The organism is Acinetobacter sp. WCHAc010034, from assembly GCF_001696615.3.
Classification (GTDB): Bacteria; Pseudomonadota; Gammaproteobacteria; order Pseudomonadales; family Moraxellaceae; genus Acinetobacter.
This window is the reverse complement of the sequence record NZ_CP032279.1, coordinates 139,892-166,422: the sequence shown is the minus strand read 5'-3', so window position 1 is coordinate 166,422 and position 26,531 is coordinate 139,892. Positions and strand designations below refer to the sequence as shown.

19 protein-coding genes are annotated in these 26,531 nt (G+C 51.5%); 13 read left to right on the top strand and 6 right to left on the bottom strand.

All coding sequences use genetic code 11. From position 1 onward, the window contains the following. Positions 1-6 precede the first annotated feature (6 nt). On the bottom strand, positions 7-1,116 hold the full coding sequence (locus tag BEN74_RS02110) for a muconate/chloromuconate family cycloisomerase (RefSeq protein WP_068911497.1): 1,110 nt from the start codon (positions 1,114-1,116) through the stop codon (positions 7-9). Positions 1,117-1,231: 115 nt separating this feature from the next. Between BEN74_RS02110 and BEN74_RS02105 the strand changes: the two genes are divergently transcribed. The 4 genes from BEN74_RS02105 to BEN74_RS02085 all read left to right on the top strand — a co-directional run bounded on the left by BEN74_RS02105 (position 1,232) and on the right by BEN74_RS02085 (position 6,831). After that, entirely contained in the window at positions 1,232-2,146 is a 915-nt protein-coding gene (locus BEN74_RS02105) for a LysR family transcriptional regulator (RefSeq protein ID WP_068911495.1), read from the top strand. Between the two features lie 445 nt (positions 2,147-2,591). After that, positions 2,592-3,581, top strand: coding sequence for an IS110 family transposase (locus tag BEN74_RS02100; protein ID WP_119285020.1), 990 nt, complete (start codon positions 2,592-2,594; stop codon positions 3,579-3,581). A 464-nt stretch (positions 3,582-4,045) separates the two neighbouring features. Next, on the top strand, positions 4,046-5,419 hold the full coding sequence (locus tag BEN74_RS02090; protein ID WP_068909973.1) for an MFS transporter: 1,374 nt from the start codon (positions 4,046-4,048) through the stop codon (positions 5,417-5,419). A 131-nt stretch (positions 5,420-5,550) separates the two neighbouring features. Beyond that, positions 5,551-6,831 carry a DcaP family trimeric outer membrane transporter gene (locus tag BEN74_RS02085; protein ID WP_228200380.1) on the top strand — a complete coding sequence of 427 codons (1,281 nt, stop codon included), beginning with the start codon at positions 5,551-5,553 and terminating at the stop codon, positions 6,829-6,831. Positions 6,832-6,863: 32 nt separating this feature from the next. On the opposite strand, the gene BEN74_RS02080 is transcribed toward BEN74_RS02085, so the two are convergent. Continuing rightward, on the bottom strand, positions 6,864-8,282 hold the full coding sequence (locus BEN74_RS02080) for a PLP-dependent aminotransferase family protein (RefSeq protein WP_068909977.1): 1,419 nt from the start codon (positions 8,280-8,282) through the stop codon (positions 6,864-6,866). 187 nt (positions 8,283-8,469) lie between these two features. On the opposite strand from BEN74_RS02080, the gene BEN74_RS19215 reads away from it, so the two are divergent. The 4 genes from BEN74_RS19215 (at position 8,470) to plsB (ending at position 13,995) form a co-directional block, all read left to right on the top strand. Beyond that, complete coding sequence (locus BEN74_RS19215; RefSeq protein WP_162898119.1) at positions 8,470-8,631, top strand: hypothetical protein; 162 nt, start codon at positions 8,470-8,472, stop codon at positions 8,629-8,631. 292 nt (positions 8,632-8,923) lie between these two features. Next, complete coding sequence (locus BEN74_RS02075; protein ID WP_068909980.1) at positions 8,924-10,546, top strand: long-chain-fatty-acid--CoA ligase; 1,623 nt, start codon at positions 8,924-8,926, stop codon at positions 10,544-10,546. A 238-nt stretch (positions 10,547-10,784) separates the two neighbouring features. Then, complete coding sequence (locus BEN74_RS02070; RefSeq protein WP_068909983.1) at positions 10,785-11,672, top strand: DMT family transporter; 888 nt, start codon at positions 10,785-10,787, stop codon at positions 11,670-11,672. 151 nt (positions 11,673-11,823) lie between these two features. Beyond that, positions 11,824-13,995 (top strand): glycerol-3-phosphate 1-O-acyltransferase PlsB, encoded by a 2,172-nt coding sequence (gene plsB / locus BEN74_RS02065; RefSeq protein ID WP_068909985.1) that lies wholly within the window; start codon positions 11,824-11,826, stop codon positions 13,993-13,995. A gap of 132 nt (positions 13,996-14,127) precedes the next feature. Here the strand turns inward: plsB and BEN74_RS02060 are convergent, their stop codons facing one another. Both BEN74_RS02060 and BEN74_RS02055 read right to left on the bottom strand, forming a co-directional pair. Further along, complete coding sequence (locus tag BEN74_RS02060; protein WP_068909988.1) at positions 14,128-14,796, bottom strand: epoxyqueuosine reductase QueH; 669 nt, start codon at positions 14,794-14,796, stop codon at positions 14,128-14,130. Positions 14,797-15,376: 580 nt separating this feature from the next. After that, entirely contained in the window at positions 15,377-16,186 is an 810-nt protein-coding gene (locus tag BEN74_RS02055) for an undecaprenyl-diphosphate phosphatase (protein ID WP_068909990.1), read from the bottom strand. Positions 16,187-16,489: 303 nt separating this feature from the next. Here BEN74_RS02055 and kdpA point away from each other — a divergent pair, with 303 nt between their 5' ends. The 5 genes from kdpA (at position 16,490) to BEN74_RS02030 (ending at position 24,406) form a co-directional block, all read left to right on the top strand. Next, positions 16,490-18,214 (top strand): potassium-transporting ATPase subunit KdpA, encoded by a 1,725-nt coding sequence (gene kdpA, locus BEN74_RS02050; protein ID WP_068909992.1) that lies wholly within the window; start codon positions 16,490-16,492, stop codon positions 18,212-18,214. Positions 18,215-18,227: 13 nt separating this feature from the next. Then, the gene (gene kdpB, locus BEN74_RS02045; protein WP_068909994.1) at positions 18,228-20,294 is read left to right on the top strand and encodes a potassium-transporting ATPase subunit KdpB; all 2,067 of its coding nucleotides are present in this window, start codon (positions 18,228-18,230) and stop codon (positions 20,292-20,294) included. Positions 20,295-20,304: 10 nt separating this feature from the next. After that, the gene (gene kdpC, locus BEN74_RS02040) at positions 20,305-20,904 is read left to right on the top strand and encodes a potassium-transporting ATPase subunit KdpC (protein ID WP_068909996.1); all 600 of its coding nucleotides are present in this window, start codon (positions 20,305-20,307) and stop codon (positions 20,902-20,904) included. 109 nt (positions 20,905-21,013) lie between these two features. After that, positions 21,014-23,671: a sensor histidine kinase gene (locus BEN74_RS02035; RefSeq protein ID WP_068910059.1), complete on the top strand. Its 2,658-nt coding sequence runs from the start codon at positions 21,014-21,016 to the stop codon at positions 23,669-23,671. Between the two features lie 9 nt (positions 23,672-23,680). Continuing rightward, positions 23,681-24,406, top strand: coding sequence for a response regulator (locus BEN74_RS02030; RefSeq protein ID WP_068909999.1), 726 nt, complete (start codon positions 23,681-23,683; stop codon positions 24,404-24,406). Positions 24,407-24,452: 46 nt separating this feature from the next. On the opposite strand, the gene BEN74_RS19210 is transcribed toward BEN74_RS02030, so the two are convergent. After that, positions 24,453-24,605, bottom strand: a complete 153-nt coding sequence (locus BEN74_RS19210; protein ID WP_162898118.1) for a hypothetical protein — start codon at positions 24,603-24,605, stop codon at positions 24,453-24,455. An 87-nt stretch (positions 24,606-24,692) separates the two neighbouring features. Continuing rightward, positions 24,693-26,264 (bottom strand): sensor domain-containing diguanylate cyclase, encoded by a 1,572-nt coding sequence (locus BEN74_RS02025; RefSeq protein WP_171404905.1) that lies wholly within the window; start codon positions 26,262-26,264, stop codon positions 24,693-24,695. Positions 26,265-26,531 lie beyond the last annotated feature (267 nt).

The window sequence follows — 26,531 nt, the reverse complement described above, 5'->3', positions numbered from 1 at the left end:
GCCTGCTCAGCTGCGGCGCAAGTTGTCAAGTTTGTCTTCATCCAGTTCAATGCCTAGGCCGGCCTGTTGGGGAACAGCCAGTTCAAAGTTCCGGTATTGAAGCGGGGTCTTTAAAATTTCTTCAGTCAGCAGCAATGGGCCGAATAATTCCGTACCGTAAGCCAGGCTTTCAAAGGTTGAAAAGGCGTGCGCGGAAGCAATGGTGCCGACCGGGCCTTCCAGCATGGTGCCGCCGTACAGGTCAATGCCCGCCAGCTTGGCAATTTTGCCCACTTCGCAGCCTTCAATCAGGCCGCCGGACTGCGCAATTTTGACCGCAAAAACTGAGGCGGCATTGCGCTTCGCCAAGTGATACGCGCTGTGCGGCCCCATCAGCGATTCATCCGCCATAATGGCGATATCAAACTTGCGGGTCAGGCGCTCCATGGCGTCAATATTGTCAATTGCGCAAGGCTGTTCAATCAGATCCACGCCGCCATTCTGCAGAAGGCTAATGCCTTTAACTGCTTCCAGCTCTGACCAGGCGCGGTTGACATCCACGCGGATTGAAATGTCCTTGCCCAGCGCCTGCTTGATTGCCAGCACATGTTCTACGTCAGCTTCTACGGCGCGTGAGCCGATTTTCAGCTTGAAAATATTGTGGCGCTGAGCCGCAATCATTTTCTGCGCTTCTGCAATGTCTTTGCCAGTATCGCCGGAAGCCAGCACCCACAGCACCGGAATGCTGTTCTGCAGGCGGCCGCCTAATACCTCGCTTAAAGGCTGGCCTAAGCGCTTGGCCTGAATGTCCAGCAGCGCAGTTTGAACCGCGCATTTGGCGAAGCGGTTGCCGTTGATATTGCGCTTAATGGCCTGCATGGTTTGCGCAACATTCAGGCCTTTTAAAGATTTCAGCAGTGGCGCAAAATAAGTTTCAATATTAGTCTTTACACTTTCAGGGCTTTCTTCGCCGTAGCCCAAGCCGCCAATCGTGGTAGCTTCGCCCCAGCCGGTCAGCCCATCTTCAGCGGTGATTTTTACTAAGACGAGAGTTTGAGTCTGCATGGTCGCCACAGCCATTTTGTGCGGGCGGATGGTCGGAATTTCGACGAGCAAAGTTTCAACTGATTTATACATCTTGAACTCTTCTTGGTCTTGCCTAATGTGTCTCTTGTGATATACCTTAAAAGAATAGTATTTGACTGTCGAAGATCAAATTCGCATTTTTATATATCTAAAAGGTATTGAAGCCATGGAACTTAGACACCTCCGTTATTACGCAGCCGTGGTAGAAGAGCAGAGCTTTACCAAGGCAGCTGAGCGCCTTTTCATCGCCCAGCCGCCTTTAAGCCGGCAAATTCAGAACCTTGAAGCGGAACTTGGCATACAGCTGTTTGAGCGCGGCAGCCGGCCGCTGAAAACGACGGAAGCGGGACAGTTCTTTTATCAGCACGCCGTTAAACTTTTGTCTAATGCCGAAGAGATCAAAGCCATGACGCAGCGCATCGGCCTGGTCGAAAAAACCGTAACCATGGGTTTTGTCGGCTCGCTGCTGTACGGCCTGCTGCCTAAAATTGTGTATTTATTCCGCCAGCAGCACCCGAATTTGAAAATTGAACTGGTGGAAATGAGCACCAAAGACCAAATTCAGGCCTTAAAGGAAGGGCGGATTGATGTCGGCTTTGGGCGCCTACGCATTTCAGACCCGGCCGTGCGCCGCGTGTTATTGCGGGAAGAGCCGCTGCTGGTGGCGGTGCATGCCAGCCACCCCTTTGCGCAGCAGCATCAAGGCGTTTATTTGGCCGATATTGTTGATGAAAACCTATTTTTATACCCTAGCCAGCCCAAACCGAATTTTTCCACCCAGGTCAGGCATCTGTTTTCCGAATACAGCTTGGACCCGAAAAGCTTAAAAGAAGTCCGTGAAATCCAGCTGGCGCTGGGCCTTGTGGCTGCCGGCGAAGGCATCTGCATTGTGCCGGACAGCGCCAAAACCATTCAGCTGCCGCATTTGCACTATATTCCTTTGCTGGATGACGGCGCCGTCAGTCCAATTTTTCTCGCCATCCGCGCGCTGGATGAAAGCGATGATATCCGTTCATTATTTGACTGCATCTATCAAGTCTATGACTTGGAAGCAATTGCATATGACAGGGCGGTTATTTAGCCCTGAAGTGCGCCTGTCTAGCGCTGCGCAGCTTAGTCATTTAGCTAAGTTTGCTTACACGATTCCGTAAAAATCACCTTAGCTTTCAGCTTCCTAGTAAATAAACTTTGGATACGTGTGTGCGGCATGGATGCAGCACGTTGCCCATCCTTGCGCTGCGTTTAAAAGCAGTGCTTAAAACTGGCTCAGGACGCCGTGTATGGGCAACAAAAGACTTTTGCTTACTTGTATCTTAATTCACATAGTGATTAGCTCTCACTATACGCAAACAGCAGAGTTTGGTTGTTTACTAAAACTTAAAGTTTGGCCCAAAGATAAAACCTGCTGTTTGCCCTGACTGCCTGCACAACTCTGGACGGTAACTAAGCACCTCGATGCTGGATTCGCAAGAAAAGACGGCGGTTATGCTGAAAAAAATAATTGAATAAATAAGGCAGGTAAGATTATGTTTTATCTCGGTATTGATATTGCAAAAGCTAAAATTGACTGCTGTCTGATTTTAGAAGATTCTGCAGGCAAAAAGAAAACCAAAACCTTTCCGAATACGCCCAAAGGCTTTGAACAGCTTCAGGCCTGGCTGAATCATCATGCTGCAGGCCCTGCGCAGGCCATTGCCTTAATGGAAGCCACTTCTGTCTATCATGAACGCCTAGCTGGATATTTATTTGATGCAGGCTTTCAAGTCTGTGTGGCGAATCCCGCCAGAGCCCGGTATTTTGCTCAGAGCATGTCCAGGCTGAATAAGACAGACAAGGCTGACAGTGAAGTTCTGGCCCGGTTTGCGATGACTGCGGATCTGCATTTTTGGCAGCCTCTGCCTGGACATATTCAACTGCTGAATGCTTTGCTGGATCGAAGGGCTGTGCTTGGTGAAGATCTGCAGCGTGAAGAAAACCGTTTGGAAAAAGCGGAGTCTACCTTCACGATAGAACCGGTACTTCAGTCGATCCATAAGAATATTAAGCAGTTAAGCAGGCATATTCAGGATCTCGACCGGCAGATTGATGACCACATTGATCAGCATCCTGATTTAAAAAATGACAAGGCGCTGCTCAGCAGCATTCCGGCCATTGCAGACCGGACCAGTTTATTAATGCTCAGCTTCTTGCGCAGCCATGCTTTTGAAAGGGCGAGCCAGGCGGCGGCCTTTGCCGGCCTGGTGCCCATTCAAAGGCAGTCGGGCAGCTCCATTCACGGCAGGAGCCGCCTATCCAAAGCCGGCCCGTCGAAAATACGGGCCGGCTTATATATGGCGGCGATTGTCGCAACCCGGCATAATCCCCACATAAAGGGGATGAATGACAGGCTGCTGGCCAATGGCAAAACCAAGATGATGGCGGTTGGCGCTGCAATGAGGAAGCTGATTCATCTTTGTTATGGCGTACTCAAGCACCAGCGGCCTTATCAGGAGAATTATTGCGCCAATTCTCAATAATCCTCTTGACCTCTGAGACGGTATCTTTGGGTCTTTCCAAAGTAAAATCTTGCCTGCGCAAAGCCATTGAAACTTTTAAAGAAAAATGAGGCAGTGCAAGCATCATCGTTAAAATTGCCGAAATAGTTAACTCGACTAAAATTCAGTGCTATGTGCTGTAATACAGACTTTAGAATTTTAGCTATAGTCGTCATATTCATCGTATAAAAAGCGCAGCTGAAGCAGATTCAAAGCCTTATTTTGAGTTTGCTTTTTTGCCGGCAGTCCATGCCATGCGGCTATCCTGCGAGATTTCAGCGGGACGCGCTTTTCCAGTTTTTGTTTTTAATTCGTTGTTTCTTCTTAAAAATTTTCTTAAAACGACTTTAAAGGTATAAATTTAGAGCTAATCGGTTTTGGACATCAAAAAGCCTTTGCCTCATTGTTTCTGAAAATTAGGAACATTCACAAGCAGGAGGCTCACCGTGAATACAGAACAGATCAATATCAACTCAATTGTTGATGAAGCCAAGTTTACGCCATTCCATTGGGGCGTATTAATCTGGTGCCTGATGATCATTATTTTTGACGGTTATGATTTAGTGATTTATGGCGTGGCATTGCCGCTGCTGATGCAGGAATGGGCGCTGTCCGCAGTTCAGGCCGGCCTGCTGGCCAGCACCGCATTATTCGGCATGATGTTCGGCGCAATGTCTTTCGGCACGCTGTCTGACAAGCTGGGCCGCAAAAAGACCATCATGATTTGCGTAGCGATCTTCAGCGGATTCACCTTTTTGGGTGCATTTGCGTCTGCACCTGTCGAGTTCGGAATTTTACGCTTTTTAGCCGGCTTAGGCATAGGCGGCGTAATGCCCAACGTCGTTGCGCTGATGACTGAATACGCGCCGAAACGCAGCCGCAGCACTTTGGTCGCGCTCATGTTCAGCGGCTATGCCATTGGCGGCATGGCTTCAGCCTTGCTGGGCACATGGCTGGTGGCGGATTACGGCTGGAAAATCATGTTCTATCTTGCCGGCATTCCATTTCTTGCGCTGCCGCTGATTTGGAAGTTTTTGCCGGAGTCGCTGATGTTCCTGACCAAAAAAGGCCAGACTGAACAGGTGCGGAGCATCGTGCAGAAAATTGCACCGGAACAGCCGATATCCGCGCAAACCCAGTTTAAGCTGAACGAGCCGGCGGCCGGCGATGAAGCGCCATTGAAAGCCTTATTTCAGCAAGGCCGCACCTTCAGCACCGCCATGTTCTGGGTAGCTTTCTTCATGTGCCTGCTGATGGTTTACGCCTTGGGAAGCTGGCTGCCGAAATTGATGATTCAAGCCGGCTATTCACTCGGCGCAAGCATGCTGTTCCTGTTCGCGCTGAATATCGGCGGCATGGCGGGCGCTATTGGCGGCGGCGTGCTGGCGGACAAGTTCCACTTGAAGCCGGTGCTCAGCATTATGTTTACGGTCGGCGCCATCGCTTTGGTGCTGCTGGGCTTTAACAGCCCGCAGTTTGTGCTGTACAGCTTAATTGCGGTTGCAGGCGCTGCCACCATTGGCTCACAGATTCTGCTGTATACCTTTGTTGCGCAGTTCTATCCGGCTGCGGTGCGCTCTACCGGCATGGGCTGGGCATCAGGCATCGGCCGGATCGGCGCAATTGTCGGGCCGGTTTTAACTGGAGCATTATTGACGCTTGAACTGCCTCATCAAATGAACTTCCTTGCGATTGCGATTCCTGGCGCCATTGCAGCCATTGCAGTATGTATGGTAAATCTAAAAGCTTCGGTTGAGGGCGCGAAAGCGCATCAGGCGCCAATTGAAAAAAGCGGCGCCATGGAGAAAACCCTCAGCTGAATGGACTTTAAAATAAGCCTGCAGTTCTTATGCAGCGCATAAGGACTGTGGATAATTCACGAAAATAATTGAAAATTTGCGAAAGGAAAGGGCGCGAGCCCGGCAATGAGGTCAGGATGAACACTCAACACATGAACTATATAATCAAACCGCTGGCATTCGCCTGCATATTTGCTGCTCCGGCATGGACTTTTGCTGGATCTGCCACGGAGGCTGAAATTGCGCAATTGCGTCAGGAAGTGAAAGCGCTGAAGGAAATGGTGCTGCAGTCCGCTCAGCGGCAGAATGCCATTCAGATGCAGTCAAACGCTGCCATGCAAGCGGCAGCAGCCAATCCGCAGCCGGCCATTAAAGCCGAGGGCCTCACGCTGAAAACCAAAGGCGGCGCGGAATTCAGCTTATACGGCAATGTCCGGGGGGACGCATCCTATCAGTCCAAAGGCGGCAGCGCATCGCGCCTGTATAACCAAATAAGCACCGTGCCTTTAGGCGGCAGCGCTGACAGCTCAGACCTGCTGAAATCAACACTGGCAGCCACGCGCTTAGGCCTGGACTTTAAAACAGCGACGCAGGCCGGCGATGTCGGCGGCAAGATTGAAATGGACTTTTTAGGCACAAATGATGCCTTGCGCATCCGCCATGCCTATTTGACCTACGGCAGCTGGCTGCTGGGCCAAACCTGGTCTAACTTTGCGCCGCCGGACTATATGCCGGAAACCATTGACGCCTTCGGTTATGTCGGCGGTTCCATCAAGCGCACGCCGCAAGTGCGCTACAGCCATAAGTTCAGCCCGGAAACCAATCTGGTGCTGGCTGCCGAAGACCCGAAAGACAGCAGCTCCACGCTGCGCTTGCCGGCTCTGACGGCGCGCCTGAATCATCAGTTCTCCAATACATTGGCGGTCAGCGCGCGCGCTATGGGCACTGAGAAAAAAACCGATGCCGACACGCAAACCGCATGGGGGCTGGGTTTGGGCGCCAAATGGAACCTCAGTGATAAAACCATGCTGAAAGCCGACTATTATCATGTCAAAGGCGACAGCAGCTTTGTCTTATGGACCAACCAGGGCTTCGTGACCAATGCCAATAACGACATTATTGCCACTAATGTCTTTGATTCGATCACCATTGGCCTGACCCAGCAGTTCAGCCCGCAGTGGCGCGGAACGGCAGGCTACGGCTATATGAAGGCGGATGACAATGACGCCTATGTCAATGCCTTTGCAGATAAGACTAAAATCAATAAAGACTTATGGCAGGCGTGGGCCAACGTATTTTACAGCCCGGTTAAGCCGGTCAGCTTAGGCCTTGAATATGTCTACGGCGAGCGTGAAGCATTCGGCGCGGCGGTCAACGGCAGCACCACCGGCGAAGAAAACCGCATCAGCGCTGTCGCGCAGTACAATTTCTAGCGCTTAATCAGCTCCATTTAAAGCCTGACCGCTTATGCGGTCAGGCTTTTTCTTTGCACCGCAATGCACGCGCATAATTTTAGCATGGCGCTTTCAATGTCCGCATTCCATTCATAAGAGCAGTTCAGGCGGATAAAATTCTGCGCAATATTTTCCGGACGGAACAGCAGGCTGGGCGCAACGCCGATTTTTTCGGCCAGCATCTGCTGATGCACCGCAAAGCTGTCGCACTGATCCGGCAGTTTCAGCCAAAGGAAATAGCCGCTGCTGTAGTAATGAATTTCACTTCCGGCGGGCAGATGCTGCTTTAAAAATTGATGAAACTTTTTCTTATGCTTTTCCAGCTGCTTGCGCAAATGGCGCAAATGCTTTTCATAATGATGATGCGATAAGAAATCCACCAGCGCATTTTGAATCAGGGGGCTGGCGGACAGCGTGCTCATCAGCTGCAGATGCTGAATCGCGTCTGAAAAAGGCCCGGCATGCACCCAGCCAATGCGCGTGCCCATACCCAGCGTTTTAGAAAATGATGAACAGTGCAGCACCCGGCGGTGCTGATCAAAATAAGTCATCGGCAAGGGCCTTTGCCCGCCGTAATTGAGCTCCTGATAGACATCATCTTCAATCAGATGCACCTGATATTCATGCAGCAGCCCGGCAATGCGCTGCTTAATGGCATTGCTGACGGTAAAGCCAATCGGGTTCTGCGCATTCAGCATCAGCCAGCAGACTTTAATCGGGTACTGTTTGAGCGCCTGTTCAAAGGATTCAATATCAAAACCCAGCTGCGGATGTTCAGGAATGCTGATCACCTGCAGCCCCAGGCGTTCGGCGGCCTGCCATGCGCCGTAAAATACGCTTTGCTGCAGCAGGATAAAGTCGCCGGGCTGGGTCAAGGCCTGCAGGGAAAGATTCAGCGCTTCCAAAGCCCCGGATGTAATGACAATGTCATCCGGTGTGCATTGCATTCCCTGCAGCACATAGCGGTTGGCGATGATTTTGCGCAGCGCCAGATTTCCGGGCGGCATATTGTCATTGTTCAAATAGCTGTGCTTGCGCTTGGCGTGCTGCGCCAGAAGCTGCATGAATTTCTGGTTATACAGCAGTTCAGGATTGGGAAAGGCTGAGCCGAAAGGCAGAATGCCGTCAGTCTGCATTGACTTCAAATAATGAAAAACCGCCGAGTTGATCTGCACCGCGGTATTCAGGTTGACTTCCGGAACATGCGCAGGCAGGGCTTTATTCCGCTCGGCCACATAATAGCCGGATTTGCCTTTCGCGTAGAGCAGGCCTTGCGCTTCCAGCTCCTGATAGGCATTCAGCACGGTAATCAGGCTGTAGCCTGACAGCTGCGTCTGCTCGCGCAATGACGGCAGCTTTTCATGCGCTTGCCATGAGCCATTTTCAATGAGCTGGCGGATATTCTGCGCCAGCAGTTCAGATTTATACATATGCGCTGCGCATTCCAGCTGTATCTATAAGCTGCGCTATATTAATATATTTTGCTTGAAAACTATAACAGTTATGGCAATTCAGGCCTTATCTGTTATATTTTTTTAGCTAAATTCTGTATCTACTGTTTGCCCTATGCCTTTCAGATAATAAACACAGACTCCTAAAAGCCAGCAGGTGAATGTGATGAAACAGGAAAATCAGGACAGCAAAGCCCCGAAATACGCAGACAGCAGCCTTTCTGATAAAGCTTTTAAAAACATGCTCTTGTGGTTTGCCTTATATGCAGGACTGTTCTGCATTGGCGTAATTGTCGCCATCAATGCAGACAAAATAAATATGGGCTGAACGCCGCCGTCCGGCATGGCTGCAGCCGCGCTTTTTTTTGCCGCTTAGCATGCGCGCTAAGCGGTTTTTTTTGCACCGCGAATTTTGTCCTTTTGAAAGTATTTCCAGCCTTGCCGCAGACAGCAGGCGTGGCTTTGGCGCTGAATAAAACAGTAGAAAAAGCCTCCGTTCTAGGTTAAAACAGATACACAGCATTGATGTATGCAGCTTTATACATCCGCAATAACAAAATGACAGAGAACATGGCCAGTTTGGCTGAAAAGAATGGAAGAAAAAGCATAAGGAGTACAGGATGCTTGGCAATATGATGTTTCAGCCTTTATTAATCAGCAGCATGATTGAACACGCGGGACGCTATCACGCAGACAGTCCGGTGATTTCCAAAAATACCGATTTAAGCATCACCGAAACCACGTGGGGCAAAGTGCATGAAAACAGCAAGCGCTTTGCCAATGCCTTGCAGGCCTTAGGCGCGCAGTTCGGCGACCGCATTGCAACCATTGCATGGAATAACCACCGCCATCTGGAGTCATGGTACGCGATTTCCGGCAGCGGCATGGTCTGCCACACCATCAACCCGCGCTTATTCCCGGAACAGCTGGTGTTTATTATCAATGATGCGGCCGATAAAGCGCTGCTGTTTGATAAAACCTTTTTGCCGCTGATTAAAGCCGTGAAGCCCATGCTGAAAAGCGTTGAGCATTATATTTGCCTGGATGCGCCGGATGCCTCCGTTGCGGAACAGCTGCCGGACGTTCAATTTTACGATGAGCTGATTGCGCAGCAGCCGGCGGCTTTTGAATGGCCAGTATTTGATGAACAGACAGCCAGCTCTCTATGCTACACCTCAGGCACAACCGGCCATCCCAAGGGCGTGCTGTACAGCCACCGTTCAACCGTTTTGCACAGCTATGCCATCTGCCTGCCGGATTCACTGAATGTTTCCGCGCGCGATATCATGCTGCCGGTTGTGCCGATGTTCCATGTCAATGCATGGGGCACGCCGTATGCCGCGGCGATGACCGGCTGCACCTTGGTGCTGCCGGGGCCGGGGCTGGACGGCGCCAGTCTGGCGAATATGATTGACGCCTTCAAAGTATCGGTGGCTTTAGGCGTGCCGACCATCTGGCAGGGGCTGATTAACGCAGCGCAGCAGTCCGGCTCGAAGCTTGAAAGCTTGAAGCGCAATGTGGTTGGCGGTTCTGCCTGTCCGCCCGCCATGCTGAAAGCCTTTAAGGAACAGTTTGACTGTGAAACCATTCATGCCTGGGGCATGACGGAAACCAGCCCGCTCGGCTCCGCCTGCCAGTTCAAAGCCAAGCATCAGCATCTATCGGATGCAGAACAGCTGCAGATCCGCCTGTCGCAAGGCCGCCCGCCATTTGGCGTTGACCTGCGCATCACCGATGCGGAAAAAGGCACGCATGAGCTGGAGCGCGATGGCCGGACTTCAGGCAATTTGCAAATCAAGGGCCATTGGATCATCAGCAATTATTTTGGCAAAGCGGAGTCCGCCTTAACCGCTGACGGCTGGTTTGACACTGGCGACATTGCCACCTTGAATGAAGACGGCTTCTTAAAAATCAGTGACCGCTCCAAAGACCTGATCAAGTCCGGCGGTGAATGGATTTCCTCGGTTGAGCTGGAAAATTTAGCCATGGGGCATCCTAAAATCGCAATGGCTGCGGTCATCGCCGCGGCGCATCCGAAATGGGATGAGCGCCCGGTGCTGATTGCGGTGAAGAAGCCTGAAGCCGACCTGTCTGATGCTGAAATTTTAGACTACTATGCCGATAAAATCGCGAAATGGCAGATTCCGGACAAGGTGATTTTTGTCGACAGCATTCCGCTCAGCGGCACCGGAAAAATGCTGAAAAAAGACCTGCGCGAGCTGTACGGCAATGCGCTGCTGTAAAGCTGAAAGCTATAAATTCAGGTATGCAAGCAAAGGCCGGTTCAAATTCTGAATTGGCCTTTTTTACTGGAGGCAGGCAATTGCGCAGCGCGGGGCTTTAAGGCTCATTTGCACATTCATAAAAAATGCTTGGCTGAAGCATAACGATTAAGATGCCTTAAACCGCCTAATCTGCTCGAAAAATCTGAATAAAAAGCGTAGATTAAGCATCTCATCATCTGCGGTTTTCGGGTAGGCCATGTTCTCAAGCTGGATTCTTTTTACGCTCATGGCGGCCTTCATGCAGTCATGGCGCAATGCATTTCAGAAACAGCTGAGCGCCACAGTCGATGTCTACGGCGTGACGCTGGCGCGCTTTCTTTTTGCTCTGCCGTTTGCGCAGCTGTACATCACATGGCTGTATTATCAGCAGGATATTCCTGTAAAAGTGCAGTTTACGGACAGGTTCTGGCTGTATGTGGTGATTGCCGGTTCAAGCCAGATTTTAGCCACCATTCTGATGGTGCTGCTGTTCAAGCAGAAAAACTACGCGGTTGGCGTAGGGCTGGCGAAAAGCGAAGCGATTTTAGCCGCGCTGATTGGCGTAATGCTGCTGCAGGAGCATTTAACGTTCCTTGGCTGGGCCGGAGTCGCCATTGGCGGCGCTGCCGTGTTTTTATTAAGCAAAGGCGGCCCGCAGCAGCAGCTGTCGCTGCCGACCTTGGCGATTGGCATCGGCAGCGGACTCAGCTTTGCCATTACCTCACTGCTGGTGCGGGAAGCCAGCCTGGAATTAACCCATTTGCCGTTTCTGCACCGGGCGGCATGGGTGCTGCTGTGCGTGATTGCGTTTCAGTGCATAACCATGCTGCTGTACCTGCTGATTTTCAGCCGCAAAACCCTGCAGGCCATGTGGCGCCGGATTGGCCTGACCTTCAGGGTCAGCGTCTGCAGCTTTATGGCTTCCTTGGGCTGGTTTACCGCCATGAGCATGCAGTCTGTGGCGATTGTGAAAACCTTGGGCCAAATCGAAATTTTATTCAGCCTGCTGATTTCCGCCTATTTCTTTAAAGAAAAACTGGCCCGTTCCGATCACTGGGGGCTGCTGCTGGTGGTCACCGCCGCCATTATGGTGATTTGGGCCTAAGCCCAGCTTCAGACAAGCCGCAAAGGCCTGCATGCGCCAGACTGTAGGCCGGACAAAAAATATATGGATAAATAATTTATCTCCCATTCAGCTTCAACTGCGGGTATTATTTCGATCATAATATCTGTATAGAAAAACTGTTGAGAGACACATGGCAACGAATGCTTATCAAAATTTTTACAGAAAATTCACAAAGAAAGTTTTAGATAAAATTGTCAGCCCGCAGGTTTTGGGCGACACGCAGGTTCTGGAAAGCAAGTTAAATATTGAAAACCCTGAGCGGCATCCTATCTGCTACGTCATTCAGGATGACTCAACCTCAAATAAAGTTCTGATTGACAATGAAACGGAAAAGCGCCATTTAAGCTCGGCTTTTGCGCCTTTAAGCTTTGGCGATTATCAGGAGGATGATTCTTTCCTGACCCTTGAAGCCAGCAAAAAAAATGCTTCATCGTTTTATCCGGACAAGCTGATCCGCCTGGTGGAGCATTTATTAAGGCATCCTGAGGCCGATGTGCTGCTGGTGCCGGTGACTGTGCTGTGGGGGCGCGCGCCGGAAAATGAAGACAGCTGGTATAAGGCGCTGATGGCGGATGCATGGACCAAGCCGACGGGCATCAAGCAGGCCTTAAACATTACGCTGTACGGCCGCGAAAACTTCATTGAGTTTCATCAGGCGGTTTCGCTGCGCCAGCTGATTCAGACCGCAACGGAACTCACGCCGAACTTTTCTCCGGCGCACTATGTCGTCACCGAGCTGAATACCTTATTCAACCAGTACAAAGAAGCGATTTTAGGGCCGGACTTGTCAGACCGGCGCAACGTCATTAACAAGCTGATGATGACCGATGCGGTGAAAGAGGCGATTTTAACCGAGAGCATCCATAAAAAAATCAGCATCAGCGAAGCGGAAAATCTGGCGAAAAGCTATCTGGATGAAATTGTTTCAGACTTTTCCTATTCAACCATCCGCTTTGCCGACATTGCCTTAACCAAGCTGTGGACGCAGCTGTATGACGGCATTGCCGTGCATAATTTTGACATGGTGCGCGAACTGTCCAAAGATTATGAGCTGGTTTATACGCCGTGCCACCGCAGCCATATTGACTACCTGCTGCTGTCCTTTGTGATCCACCGGCGCGGGCTGATGGTGCCGCATATTGCAGCCGGCATTAACCTGAACCTGCCGGCAGTCGGGCAGATCATGCGCGGCGCAGGGGCGTACTTTATCCGCCGCAGCTTCAGCGGCAATGCCCTGTACACGGCGGTATTCAAGGAATATGTGCACAGCCTGCTCAGCCGCAATACGCCTTTGGAATACTTTGTTGAGGGCGGGCGCTCGCGCACCGGCCTGCTGCTGCCGGCGAAAAAAGGCATGCTGGCCATGACCATTCAGAGCCATTTGCGCGGCGACAGCAAGCCGATTGCCTTTATTCCGACTTATTTCGGCTATGAAAAACTCTTGGAAGGCGCTTCCTATATCAAAGAGCTGGGCGGTCAGAAGAAGCAGGCGGAATCCTTATTCGGCCTGCTGAAATCCATTCAGAAAATTGAAAAAGTCTTTGGCAAGGTGCATGTCAACTTCGGCGAGCCGGTATTTCTGGATGAGCTGCTCAAGAAAAACCATGCACCGAAGCATGTCGGGCTGCATGAGGAATTGCCGGCTGCCGTCAAGGAAACTGTCAACGCCGCGGCGGAAGATATTCTGGAAAATATCAATAAAGCCGTGGTGATTAACCCGGTCAGCCTGATTTCACTGGTGCTGCTGAATGCGCCAACTCATTCGCTGGCGGAACGTGATGTGCTGCAGCGCCTGGAGCAGTTCCGCAGCTTCCTTAAGCAGCACCGCTATGACGCGCGCATGCAGATCACGGACTTGTCCAATCATGAAATTATTCAATACGCCATAAAGCTGAAGCAAATTGAATTTGTTGAACATGATAATGAGCGCTGGGTAAAAGTCTGTGAAACGCAGGACGCTTTGCTCAAATACTTCAGCAATAACATCCTGCATACCTTTATTTTAGCGGCCTTGATTGCGCAGCTGCTGAAAGCGCAGCTGGCGGAGGGCAATGCTGAAGTTGACGCTGCTGAGCTGAAAGCGCAGGTTCTGCAGGCGTATCCGGAGCTTAAAAAGCAGTTCTTCTTAAAATGGCCGGAAGCGGAGCTGCCTGCAGAAATTGACCGCGCGCTTGCCTATTTTGAAGCGGAGCAGACGGTGCAGCTTCAGGATCAGCACATTCATGTGACTGCTGCGGATGAGCATTTGAAGCTTCTGTCGGCTTTTGCAGATCTGTATGCGCTGAACTTAAAGGCGGTATAGCGCTTTAATTTAAGCCTGCTGCTATAAATGGCAGCAGGCTTAGCGCTTTATTCAAGTGCGTATGCGCCATCTGCCGGCTTTTCCGCCGCGCAGCAAACAGAACTTTAGGCAGATCATAAAAGTTGGCCTGTTCTAGGACAGGTCTTCATCCATTGCATTGGAATAGAACTTCACCCCGAGCTTAATCCGGTCACGCCCATTGCCCATGCGCCAGCGGTTGGTGTCGCGCAGCGAATAGACGCAGCCGCAGTATTCCTGCTGGTAAAATTCCTCCCGCTTGCTGATTTCAATCATGCGGTGCGCACCGCCGCTTTTGCGCCAGTTGTAGTCCCAGTACTGAATGCCCGGATAGGGCGCTGCTGCCCGCAGGCCGCAGCCGTTAATCTGCTTCATGTCTTTCCAGCGGGAAATGCCCAATGAGCTGCTGATTAAGCTGAAGCCGTGTTCATGAGCATACAGCGCCGTGCGCTCAAAGCGCATGTCAAAACACATGGTGCAGCGGATGCCTTTTTCCGGCTCATTTTCCATGCCTTTGGCGCGCTCAAACCAGTTGTCTGTGTCGTAGTCGCAGTCAATAAAGGGAATATTATGCTTTTCGGCAAAGCGGATATTTTCCTCCTTACGGATCAGATACTCTTTGACTGGATGGATATTCGGATTATAGAAAAAGATGGAAAAGTCGATGCCGGAATGAATTAAGGCTTCCATCACTTCGCCGGAACAGGGCGCGCAGCAGGAATGCAGCAGCAGTTTATTGTGGCCTTTCGGCAGGCTTAAGGTTTGGCGCGCAATCTCAGTCATCAGGTCTCTTAAAGCAGTTGCAGTGCCGGCATTTTAAGTTTTAAAGAAGATAAAATATTGATGAATAAGATGAATTATTCTTAGCTTGGCGTGAATGGAATTCATGTTGTTTAAAAGTAAATAGAAAACAATGGTTTAATTTGCTATGAATTGAAGTACGTGAAAATCCATCAGCTTAAGGTGATGGGAGTTTGAATTGGTGCGCGCAGATCAAATCAGCGTGCAGGATTTAGCGGAGAAGAAGGGCTGGGGGATTTCCCGCCGGCTGAAGATCAGGAGCTAAACTATTTTGAAGGCTTTTTAAAGCAGCTTGAGAAGTTTTCTAAACGGCGCAATGCGTATTAGGTCTGGATCGACCATCAGGCGGCATGCTGCTGTAATTTAGGCTGCAACAGCATTCATGGGCATTAGATCTCTTTCATAAATCAACAAGTGATCGCTGATTGGCCGTGAAATTAATACTGCAGGGAGAAGGGAGTTTTTTAATAGAATCCTCTCCCTAGCCCTCTCCTTGAAAGGGAGAGGGAATTCCCATTGCGAATTAAATATTGTTTAAAAAATGAATGATGAAAGAAGTTTATTATCTGAGGAAATAAAAGATAAACAGCAGGATGCTTCCCAGAACAATCCTGTACCAGGCAAAAACCCTTAAGGTGTGCTTTTCTACAAATTTGACCAATGCTTTCACCACAAAAAACGCAGCGATAAATGCCGCCACAAATCCTACGGAAATATTCAGCAGGTTGTCCGCCGTAAGCACATCCGCATTGCGGAACAGGTCATAAGTCGCGGCGCCGAGCATAGTCGGCATGGCAAGGAAGAAGGAGAATTCGGTAGCAGCTTTCCTTGACAGGCCTGACAGCATGCCGCCGATAATGGTTGCGCCGGAGCGCGATGTGCCCGGAATCATTGCCGTGCATTGCGCCAGCCCTACAATAATCGCCTGCTTAATGCTGATATCTGTCGCTTCCAGTGTTTTCGGCGCAGGCTGTCTGGATTCAACTGCAAAAATAATCAGCCCGCCTAAAATTAAAGCGCATGCCACCACAATGGGGCTAAATAGAACCTGCTTAATGAAATCGACCGCTAAAATACCGATAACCACCGCGGGAATAAAAGCGACCAGCACATTCAGGGCAAAGCGCCGGGCATGCGCATCGCCGGAAAAAAAGCCTTTGACCAAGTGAATGATTTTCTCCCTATACAGCCAGCATACCGCCAATATGGCGCCAAGCTGAATCACCACTTCAAACACGCGCCCGTCATCTGACTTGAAGTCAATCAAGTGGCCGAAAAGAATCAAATGGCCTGTGCTGGAAATGGGCAGGAACTCGGTCAGCCCTTCAATCAAGCCCAGAAACAGCGCTTTTAACAGCTCAAAATTTTCCATAAATAAAACACATGAAGATGTTTAAAAATTAGGATCTTTTTTAACTGATTTCATGCAAATTAGAAATAAAGAATCCGCTTTTTTTTACGGAAATTTTACGCGCGGCCCGTGTGCTGAAATAGAGAGTTTACGGCCAATTTTCAGATACTGAACAGCGGAATATCTCCGATGTCTAGGATTGAAAAACATGGCTGCTATAGAAAGAGCGTCATTGTATGTTAAGCATTGCTCAAATTTAAAAAACTGCAAGACTCAAAATAATCATCACTCAAATGCCGGCACTTCTGTATTAGGAGAACTGCCATGCTAGAGTTTCTGCTGCTTTTAGCCATTGTGGTCATTTTGGCTTATCCATTAGGCAAATATCTGGCGGCCATCATGCAGAACCGCGAGATGAAAATTGACCCGCTGTTCAGCTGGATTGAAAAGCCTGTTTACGCCGCTTTAGGCACCAACCCCAAGCAGGGCATGAATGTCAAAACCTATTCCATCAGCTTCGTCTGCAGCTGCCTGGCCATTGGGCTGGCGACGTGGGTGCTGTTTATGGTGCAGGCATGGCTGCCGCTGAACCCCAATCAGGCGCCGAATATGTCATGGGACTTGGCGCTGCATACCATGATTTCGTTTTTAACCAATACCAATCAGCAGCACTATTCGGGCCAGGCGCAGCTTTCCTATCTGTCGCAAATGGCCGGGATTGTCGGCTTGCAGATCATTACCCCAATGATGGGCTTGGCGATGGCGGTTGCAACAGTGCGCGCATTGTTCTTCAAGCGCGAGAGCCTGCCTGCGGACGCCGTACAGGCGCAAAACTTTGCAGACAAAGTCAGGCAGATTAATGTCGGAAACTACTGGGCGGACGTAATCCGGCCGGCATTCCGCTTCCTGCTGCCGCTGTGCCTGCTGTGGTCAGTCATGCTGACCAGCCAAGGCGTGCCGTCTACTTTTCAAGGCGGCCCTGAAGTGCAGGTGCTGGATCAGAGCGCGGAAATGCAGACGCAAAAAATTCCTCTAGGCCCGGTTGCGCCGATGGTCGCCATTAAGCAGCTGGGAAGCAACGGCGGCGGCTGGTACGGCCCGAACAGCAGCGTGCCGCTGGAAAACCCGACACCGCTGTCCAATTTTCTGGAAATGCTGGCCATTCTGCTGATTCCGGTATCGGTGATTTTCATGCTGGGCTTTCTGACCAAGCGCCCGAAATTCGCCGGCTTCGTTTTCGGCTCCATGCTGCTGATGTCGCTTCTGTCTTCAACCGCAGCCGTCTGGTCTGAAAGCCTTTCTGCGGCATCGGCCCAGCTGACAGCGATGGAAGGCAAGGAAGTCCGCTTCGGCGAGGCCACCTCAGCGGTATGGGCTGCGGTCACGACGCAGGTCAACAATGGCTCGGTCGACATGATGCATGATTCATCTGCGCCATTAACCGGCTTGGTGGCACTGTCCAATATGCTGATCAATGCGATTTGGGGCGGCATCGGCTGCGGCCTGCTGCAATTCATTATCTATCTGTTTTTGGCCGTATTTATTGCCGGTTTAATGACTGGACGCACGCCTGAGCTGTTTGGCCGGAAAATTGAAGCGGGTGAAATCAAGCTGCTGGCTGCGGTGATTCTGATTCAGCCTGCGGTGATTCTGGGCCTGACCTCCATTGCGCTGTTTTTCCCGGAACTGACCGGAAACAGCAATCCGCAGTATCACGCAGTTTCGCAGGTGCTTTATGAATACGTTTCCGCATTTGCCAATAACGGCTCGGGCTTTGAAGGCTTGGCGGACAACACAATTTGGTGGAATGTGACCTGCAGCATTGCTTTGCTGTTAGGGCGCTTTCCGACGCTGATTATTCCATTGCTGATAGCGGCCCGTCTGGCGGCCAAGCGTCAGGCGCCGGAAAGCAGCGGCAGCCTGAAAGTTGAAACGCCGACATTTGCCTTAACGCTTATTGCGATTGTGGTGATGCTGACCTTGCTGCAATTTATGCCGGTTCTGGTTCTTGGGCCAATTGCAGATCATTTGCTCTTGGCGCAAGGCTAAGGGGGGAAAAACGATGAATCATTCTATACATTCTAAAAACAGCAGCGCTGCCAATAAACCGGCGCACAGCGCTTCAAAGCCTGCATCGACTTGGCTGCAGGGCGAAGCGTGGAAAAACGCATTCATTAAGCTGCAGCCGCAGCATGCGGTCAAAAATCCGGTCATGGCGATTGTCTGGCTGGGCACGGTCATTACCGTGGTCAGCACGGTTTCAGGACAGGCCGATTTAGGCTTTGGCCTGTCTGTCAGCCTGATTCTGTTCATTACCGTGCTGTTTGCCAATTATGCGGAAGCGGTTGCCGAAGCGAAAGGCCGCGGGCAGGCGCTGTCATTGAGGCAGGCCCGTCAAAACCTGACCGCGCGGCGCTTAAGTTCTAAAGATGATCTGGAGGGTGAGCAGATTGCCGCGGCAGCCCTGAAAATGAATGACCTGATTGAAGTCCGCGCGGGCGAGCTGATTCCGGCAGACGGCGAAATCATTCAGGGCTTTGCCACCATCAATGAAGCTGCGGTCACGGGAGAGTCAGCGCCTGTGCTGCGCGAAGCCGGAACCGATAAATCCGGCGTGATCGGCGGCACCAAGGTGCTAACCGACCGGATTATTGTGCAGGTGACAGCTGAATCCGGCAACAGCTTTTTGGACCGCATGATTGCGCTGGTTGAAGGCTCCAACCGCCAGAAAACGCCGAATGAAATTGCGCTTGGCATTTTGCTGACAGTGATGACGGTGACGTTTATTGCCGTGGTGTTCAGCTTGCCGTTTATCGGGCATTTCCTGAACATTGAAATTAGCCCGATTGTGCTGGTGGCCTTGCTGGTCTGCCTGATTCCAACCACCATTGGCGGCCTGCTGCCGGCCATCGGCATCGCTGGAATGAACCGCGCCTTGAAAGCCAATGTCATTGCCAAATCAGGCAAAGCGGTTGAAGTGGCTGGAGATGTTGACGTGCTGCTGCTGGATAAAACTGGCACCATTACCTACGGCGACCGCCAGGCCACGGCGTTTTATCCTCTGGCCGGCGTGACGGACGCTGAACTGCGCCAGGCTGCGGTGCTGACCTCGCTGGCTGACCCTACGCCGGAAGGCAAGTCTGTGCTGGCGCTGGCCAAAGAGCAGGGCGAAAAAGTCCTTGAGCCGGAGCAGGCTGAATTCATCGCCTTTAACGCCTCCGCGCGCATTTCCGGGGTGAATCTGCAGGATGGCCGGAAAATCCGCAAGGGCGCGCTGGATGCCATTCTGAAATTTTCAGTACAATGCATTGAAAATCAGAGTGAATTGAAAACCCGTGTAGCGCAGGTGGCATCCAAGGGCGCAACGCCGCTGGTGGTCGCGCAGGATCAAAACATTTTAGGCGTGATTGAGCTTTCCGACGTAATTAAGCAGGGCATTAAGGAGAAATTCGCCCGGCTGCGTGAAATGGGCATTAAAACCGTGATGGTGACTGGAGATAATCCATTAACCGCGGCTGCAATCGCTGCTGAAGCGGGAGTGGATGACTATATCGCCGAAGCGCGCCCAGAAGACAAGCTGGCCTGCATCCGCAAGGAACAGGACAAGGGGCATCTGGTGGCTATGGTCGGTGACGGCACCAATGATGCGCCGGCACTGGCGCAGGCGGATATCGGCCTGGCGATGAATTCAGGGACTCAGGCCGCCAAGGAAGCCGGCAATATGGTGGATCTGGACTCAGACCCGACTAAATTGCTGGCTGTGGTGGAAATTGGCAAGCAGCAGCTGATTACCCGCGGCGCGTTGACCACCTTCTCGCTGGCCAACGATGTATCTAAGTACTTTGCAATTTTGCCGGCTTTGTTTGTCGCCGCCATTCCGCAAATGGATGCGCTGAATGTAATGCAGCTGGGCAGCTCTGAAAGCGCGATTCTTTCCGCATTGATTTTCAATGCCGTGATTATCCCGCTGCTGATTCCGATTGCTTTGCGCGGCGTGAAATTCAAGCCTTCAACCTCGACCCAGCTGCTGCGCCGCAACATGCTGATTTACGGCGCCGGCGGCGTGCTGCTGCCGTTTGCAGCCATCAAAGCCATTGATTTAGTCATCAGCCAATTTATGATTGTTTAAGGGGTATAAAATGAATATTGAAAATAACCCGCTGATTCAGCCTTCCGCAGCTTCACTGGCCAGAGCGTCGCTTGGCTTGACGGCCATTGCCTTGGGGCTGTGCGGCTTGTTGTACAGCGCCGCAGCGGCCGGCCTTGGGCAGGCGCTGTTTCCGGATCAGGCCAATGGCAGCATGATTGTTGAAAATGATAGAATTTTAGGCTCAAGCTTAGTGGCGCAGCCCTTTGCGCAGGCCAAGTATTTCCATCCGCGCCCCTCGGCAGCCAATTATGACCCGATGGCCATGGCCGGCAGCAATCTGGCCAGAACCAATCCTGAGCTGCATAAGGCGGTTGAGGAGCGCCTGAAGCGCATTGCTGCGCAGGAGCAAGTTGCGGAAGAGCGCATTCCTGCAGATCTGGTGACAGCATCCGGCAGCGGCATAGACCCTGAAATCAGCGCGGCGTCAGCGCTGATTCAGGTACGGCGCGTGGCTGAAGCAAGGCATTTGCCTGAGCAGGCGGTGCTGGATTTGGTGCAGCAGCAGACCATTCAGCCGGACTGGGGCGTTTTAGGCAAGGCAAGAGTCAATGTGCTGGAGCTGAATCTGGCCTTGGACCGCATGCAGTAAACGCCAGCGCCGGCTGGGCTGAATTTGAGGGTATTTGCCTTCAGATTCCAGTCCAGCCGGCTTGGCGCATTGGAAACCGCTGTATGGATATGACAAAAATGAAGCGATTATGAGCGAAAACAGAAATAACAAAGCGGATGCGCTGCTGCAGCACACCCAGCGCTACCAGTCCGGGCGCTTGACCATATTTTTAGGCGCCGCGCCGGGCGTAGGCAAAACTTTTGCCATGCTGGTGCGGGCGCATGAGCTTGCCCTGCAGGGCAAGGACATTGTCATTGGCTATGTTGAAACCCATGGCCGCGCGGAAACAGAAAACCTGCTGGCTGGCCTGCGCCTGATTCCGCGGAAAGCCATTGAATATCAGGGGCAGCATTTAGAAGAAATGGATTTGGATGCGGTGCTTGAGCAAAAGCCCGCGATTGTGCTAGTGGATGAATTCGCGCATGCCAATATGCCGGGCAGCCGCCATGAAAAGCGCTGGCAGGATATCAATGAACTGCTGGATGCCGGCATTGACGTGTTCACCACCATGAATATTCAGCATCTGGAAAGCCTGAATGATGTCATCCGCCAGATTACCGGCATCCGGGTTGCTGAAACCGTTCCAGACCGCGTTTTTGAGCGGATCCGCGATATCCGCCTGATTGACCTGCCGGTCAATGAGCTGCTGGAACGGCTGGGACAGGGCAAAGTCTATATGCCCGAGCAGGCGCAGCAGGCCCTGCAGTCGTTCTTCAGTGGCTCAAACCTGACCGCGCTGCGTGAACTCGCCATGCAGACCGCAGCCAGCCATGTCGATGCCAATGTGCGGGAAAATTTCGCGGTGCAGGGGCTTGCGCCTATACCGCTCAGAAATCATATTTTAATTCTGATCGATGGCCACGGCCATTCTGAAGCCTTGGTGCGGGCGGGCTGCCGCATTGCCGAAAACCGCCTGGCCAACTGGACTGTGGCGGCGTTTTCCAATGACGCCGCGCTGCCGGAAAAAAGCGGCGGCGCTGCGCGCCGTGAAATAGAGAGGGCGCTGAATTTAACCCGCCAGCTGGGCGGCATGACTGAAACCCTGTACGGCAGGCAGCATGCCAAAGCGCTGTACAATTATGTGCTGGAGCGAGGTATTTCCACGCTGGTGTTGGCGCAGGAGCCTGAAAAGCCCCGCATATTCGGCTTAAAGCCAAGCCTGATTCAGCAGCTGCTGGGCTTTAAGCCGAATTTTGAATTAAGCATTGTGCCGATTGTTTTGGAAAAGCCGGCGCTGCGCCAACTGCTGCAGAAAAGCGCGATTTTAAACATGCGGGAGCTGCGTTATGTTGCGGCCACAACCGTCATCAGCGTTATTTTCGCCAGCTTAGGCGAAAAATACTTAGGCATTGAAGAGCTGTCGATCATTTTCATTACCGCGGTGGTGTTCGTCGCCTCGAAAACCCGGATGGCTGCTGCGGTATTTTCCGCAATTTTATTCTTCCTTGCCTATAACTTCTTTTTCATCCCCCCGCGCTTCACCTTTCAAATTTCAGCGCACCAAGGCGTGGTGACTGTCATTGCATTTTTAGGGGCGGCGCTGATCGCCAGCCGCCTGGCGTCAAAGCTCAGCGAGCAGGTCACGGCATTAAGGGCGGCCAACAGCTACAACAGCATTATGCAGGATTTAGGGCAGAAGCTTTCCGCTGCGGTAGATTTAACGCAAATTCAGGACATTGCCGTTAAATCGCTGCAGCAGAATCTCAAAGCTGAAACTTGGCTATATTTGCCTGAAGACCCGGCCAAGCCGATGGCTGAGGGCAGCGCTGCGCTCAGCGGGAAAGAGCGGATTTCTGCGGACTGGAGCTATAAAAACCGGCAGCCGTCCGGCCGCTTTACCCAAACGCTGACCGAAAGCGACTGGTGGTTTTTGCCGGTGCTGGCCTCAAAACAGTGCCTGGGCGTCATCGGGCTGAAATTTCCTGCGGATCTAAAGCTGCTGCCGACCGAGCAGAAAAGGCTGGCGGAAGCGATGATTGAATACATTGCGCAGGCGCTTTCGCGCGCGCAGCTGAGCAAGGCGCTGGAAATCGCCAATATCAGTTCTGAAACCGAAAAGCTGCGCTCGGCCTTGCTGTCCTCAGTTTCGCATGACCTGCGTTCACCGCTGGCGTCAATGATCGGCGCGGCCGATACCCTGAGCAATTACCGCCATGCCATGAATGAAAAGGATCAAGACAGCCTGCTGGAAGCCATCCGCTTGGAAGGCGAACGGCTGGACCGCTATATTCAGAACTTGCTGGACATGACCCGATTAGGGCATGATGGGCTTAGCCTGAAGCGCGACTGGATTGGCATGGATGAACTGATCGGTTCGGCTGTGCGCCGTCTGAAGCGCTATATGCCGAAAGCGCAGATTGAGGTGCATCTGCCTGAAGCCGCGCTTAGCCTGTATGTGCATGCTGCCCTGATTGAGCAGGCGCTGTTCAATGTGCTGGAAAACGCCGCCAAGTTTTCTCCGGAGCATTTGCCTGTCACGGTTGATGTCGCGGAAATCAATGGCGCGCTGATTGAAGTCGCCATCAGCGATCAGGGCCAGGGCATACCGGAAGATGAGCGCAGCCGCATCTTTGACATGTTCTATACCATGGAGCGCGGCGACCGCGGCCAGTACGGCACCGGCTTAGGGCTGACCATTGTTAAAGCCATTGTCGGCGCGCATATGGGGCAAATTTCCGCCTCTTCCGGCAAAAACGGCAAGGGAACATGCATCCGCATTGTTCTGCCTATTCAGCAAAACGGCTAAGGAAACCGCATGTCCGACCCAGCTTCTGTAAACGCCAGCGCCATGACCAATGTGCTGGTGATTGATGATGAACCGCAGATCCGCAAGTTTCTGGATATCGCCCTGCGGGCGCAGGGCTACAAGGTTCTGCTGGCTGAAAACGGTGAAAAAGGCCTTGAGCTGCTGGCTTTGCAGGGGGCGGACTTGGTTATTCTGGATTTGGGGCTGCCGGATCTGGATGGCGCCGAAGTGCTGACCGAGCTTCGCGTGTGGTCCAGCGTGCCGGTCATTGTGTTATCTGTCCGCTCAAACGAAGAAGAAAAAGTCAAGCTGCTGGATGCCGGCGCAAATGATTACGTCACCAAGCCTTTCAGCGTGCAGGAACTGATGGCGCGCATCCGCGCGCTGCTGCGCCAGCATCAGCATGCGCCAGCTGAATCGGCGGTTTTTGATGACGGCGAGCTGAAAATCGACTTCGCGCGGCGCCAGGTGTTTCTGCAGCAGCAGCTGATTTCATTGACCCGCAAGGAATACCAGCTGCTGAGCCTGCTGGCCCTGCACAAAGGCCAGCTGATCACGCAGCCGCAGATTTTAAAGGATTTGTGGGGGCCGACCCATCAGGAAGACACGCATTATCTAAGAATTTTAGTTGCCAAACTGCGCAGCAAGCTGAATGATGACGCCCTGCAGCCGAAATACATCATTACCGAGCCGGGAGTCGGCCTGCGCTTCCTGCCGTCAGCCAGCTGCGCATAAAGCATGCTTTTTTACAGCGCCGGATTTTTCAGCTGAACCGCCGGCATCAATTCATAACGCGGTAGGCAATCACAAGGCAGGTGATGATCAATGAAAACAGAATGTACATGATATATTCACTGCTTCCGGCATCTGCGTCCTGCAGCCTGTAGCGGTAAATCATAAACAGCAGAATGCATATGCCGATGATATACAGCATTATGGATTTCTCAGCGTAGCAGGCGGGCAATCCCGCTGCTTCATGGCGCCTGAACCCGGTTCTGCCTTTGGCTTAAGCGCCGGCCTGTCATCGGACACAGTTCCGGCCCTCATTTTTGGCTTGATACAGCCGGTTGTCGGCATGCTTGAAGACTTCCTTAATATGTTCGGAATCATCCGGCCAAAATGCGACGCCAATTGAAATCGTGACCGGATCCAGGCCGTTGGTGGAGCTTTGCGCCACGGTCTTGCGCAGCCGTTCAGCGGCATTGAATACCGCATCGCGGTCTGCAGTGCTCATCAGCACGGCGAATTCTTCACCGCCCATCCGGCAGCAGATATCATTTTCCCTGAAATTGCCTTTCATATGGCCGGCCAGATTTTTCAATACCGCATCGCCCTGATCATGGCCATAGGTGTCATTGACCCGCTTGAATAAGTCGATATCTATAAGCAGGACGGCAAATTCCGTGCGCATGGTCTGCAGCTCTTCCAGAAACAGCTGCATGCCGCGCCGGTTATGCAGCCCGGTGAGCGGATCGGTATTGATATGCAGATTCAATTCGGAAATCTTATCCTTAAAGCGCTTCGAGCTGAACAGCAGCGCCGTGCGGAAGCGCATCACTTCAAAATACCACGGGTCAATTTCCTGAATTTGCTGCTCAATTTCCGGCTTGGTGAGCATGCCGGCCATTTGCGCCAGCCCATGCAGCGGGGAAGAGATGTAGCGCGCAATTTTCCAGATAATCAGAAACATCATTAAATAGAAAACAAAAATTCCGGCTGCTGCTTTGAAAATAATCTGATTGGCCTGCTCAAACAGCTCTTCGGTCGGCTGCTGCGAAACCACAATCCAGTTTACGCTGGGAATATGGGCGAAGCCGGCCAGGTTCTTAATGCCTTGGCTGTTGGTCAGCTGCACATTGCCTTGCTTCTGCAGCAGCATAAAATCAAGCCCATTATTATTCTTTATGGTTTCGCCAATCCGTTTTTTGTCCGGGTGGAAAATAATCCGGTTCTTCTGATCAATCACATACATATAGCTTCTTTTATATGAATAGGATGTCGACAGAATTTCGCTGATGACATTCTTTTTATGCAGATAGATTGAACCTGTAATCATGCCCATATACTGCCGCTCAGGGCTGAAAATCGGCTGCGACATCAGTACCAGCAGGTTTTTGGAGGTGGCCTGATACGGCGGGGAAATATAGGTTTTTTTCAGCCTCAATGATTCGGTAATGCCCAGCGTCGTGTAGGTGATGCTGGTGCTCAGATTCAGATTCCTCGGCTCGAAATACTGCATATGCGCCGCGCGGTCAATCACGGTTACTGAGTTGAAGTTGTTGGACTGATGCTTTAAGCGGTGCACTTCGCTCTGCAGCTGTTTTTTATCTGAAAAGTCCTGCCCAACCATTGCAGCGCTGTACTTCAGCTCTTGCAGCATATTGTCAAAATACTGGTCTGTGCTTAAGGCGACTTTGGCGGCGTATTTCTGATTGACAGACAGAGAGCTTTCAATCAATTGCGCTTTGATTAAATAATTTAAGATAAAAACTGAGCTTATGAACAGGCAAGAAACACATAAAATTATTAAAATTAATATGAGCTTTTGCAGATCTAATTTCAATAATAAAGCAACCCGTTTCAAATGCTTCATTCTCCCGTAAAGCGTTGTATTGGCTGCATGCCAATAATGCTGTTTCATTTATTTATATATGCATGCAGCCTGTTCAGCGCAGCGGATTTGCATCAGGCAATATCAGGGATTTTACCGAAGTAAAAACCAGCATTATTCACTTCATAATCAGAAATGGCGTGCTCATCCGTCATTAGGATTCAGAGTGTAAATGCTTTTCCTTTATTCGCCAAGAGGGCTTTTATTCAAGCAGCTGCCGCAATTAATGAACTGAAAGCGGGCGCCAGC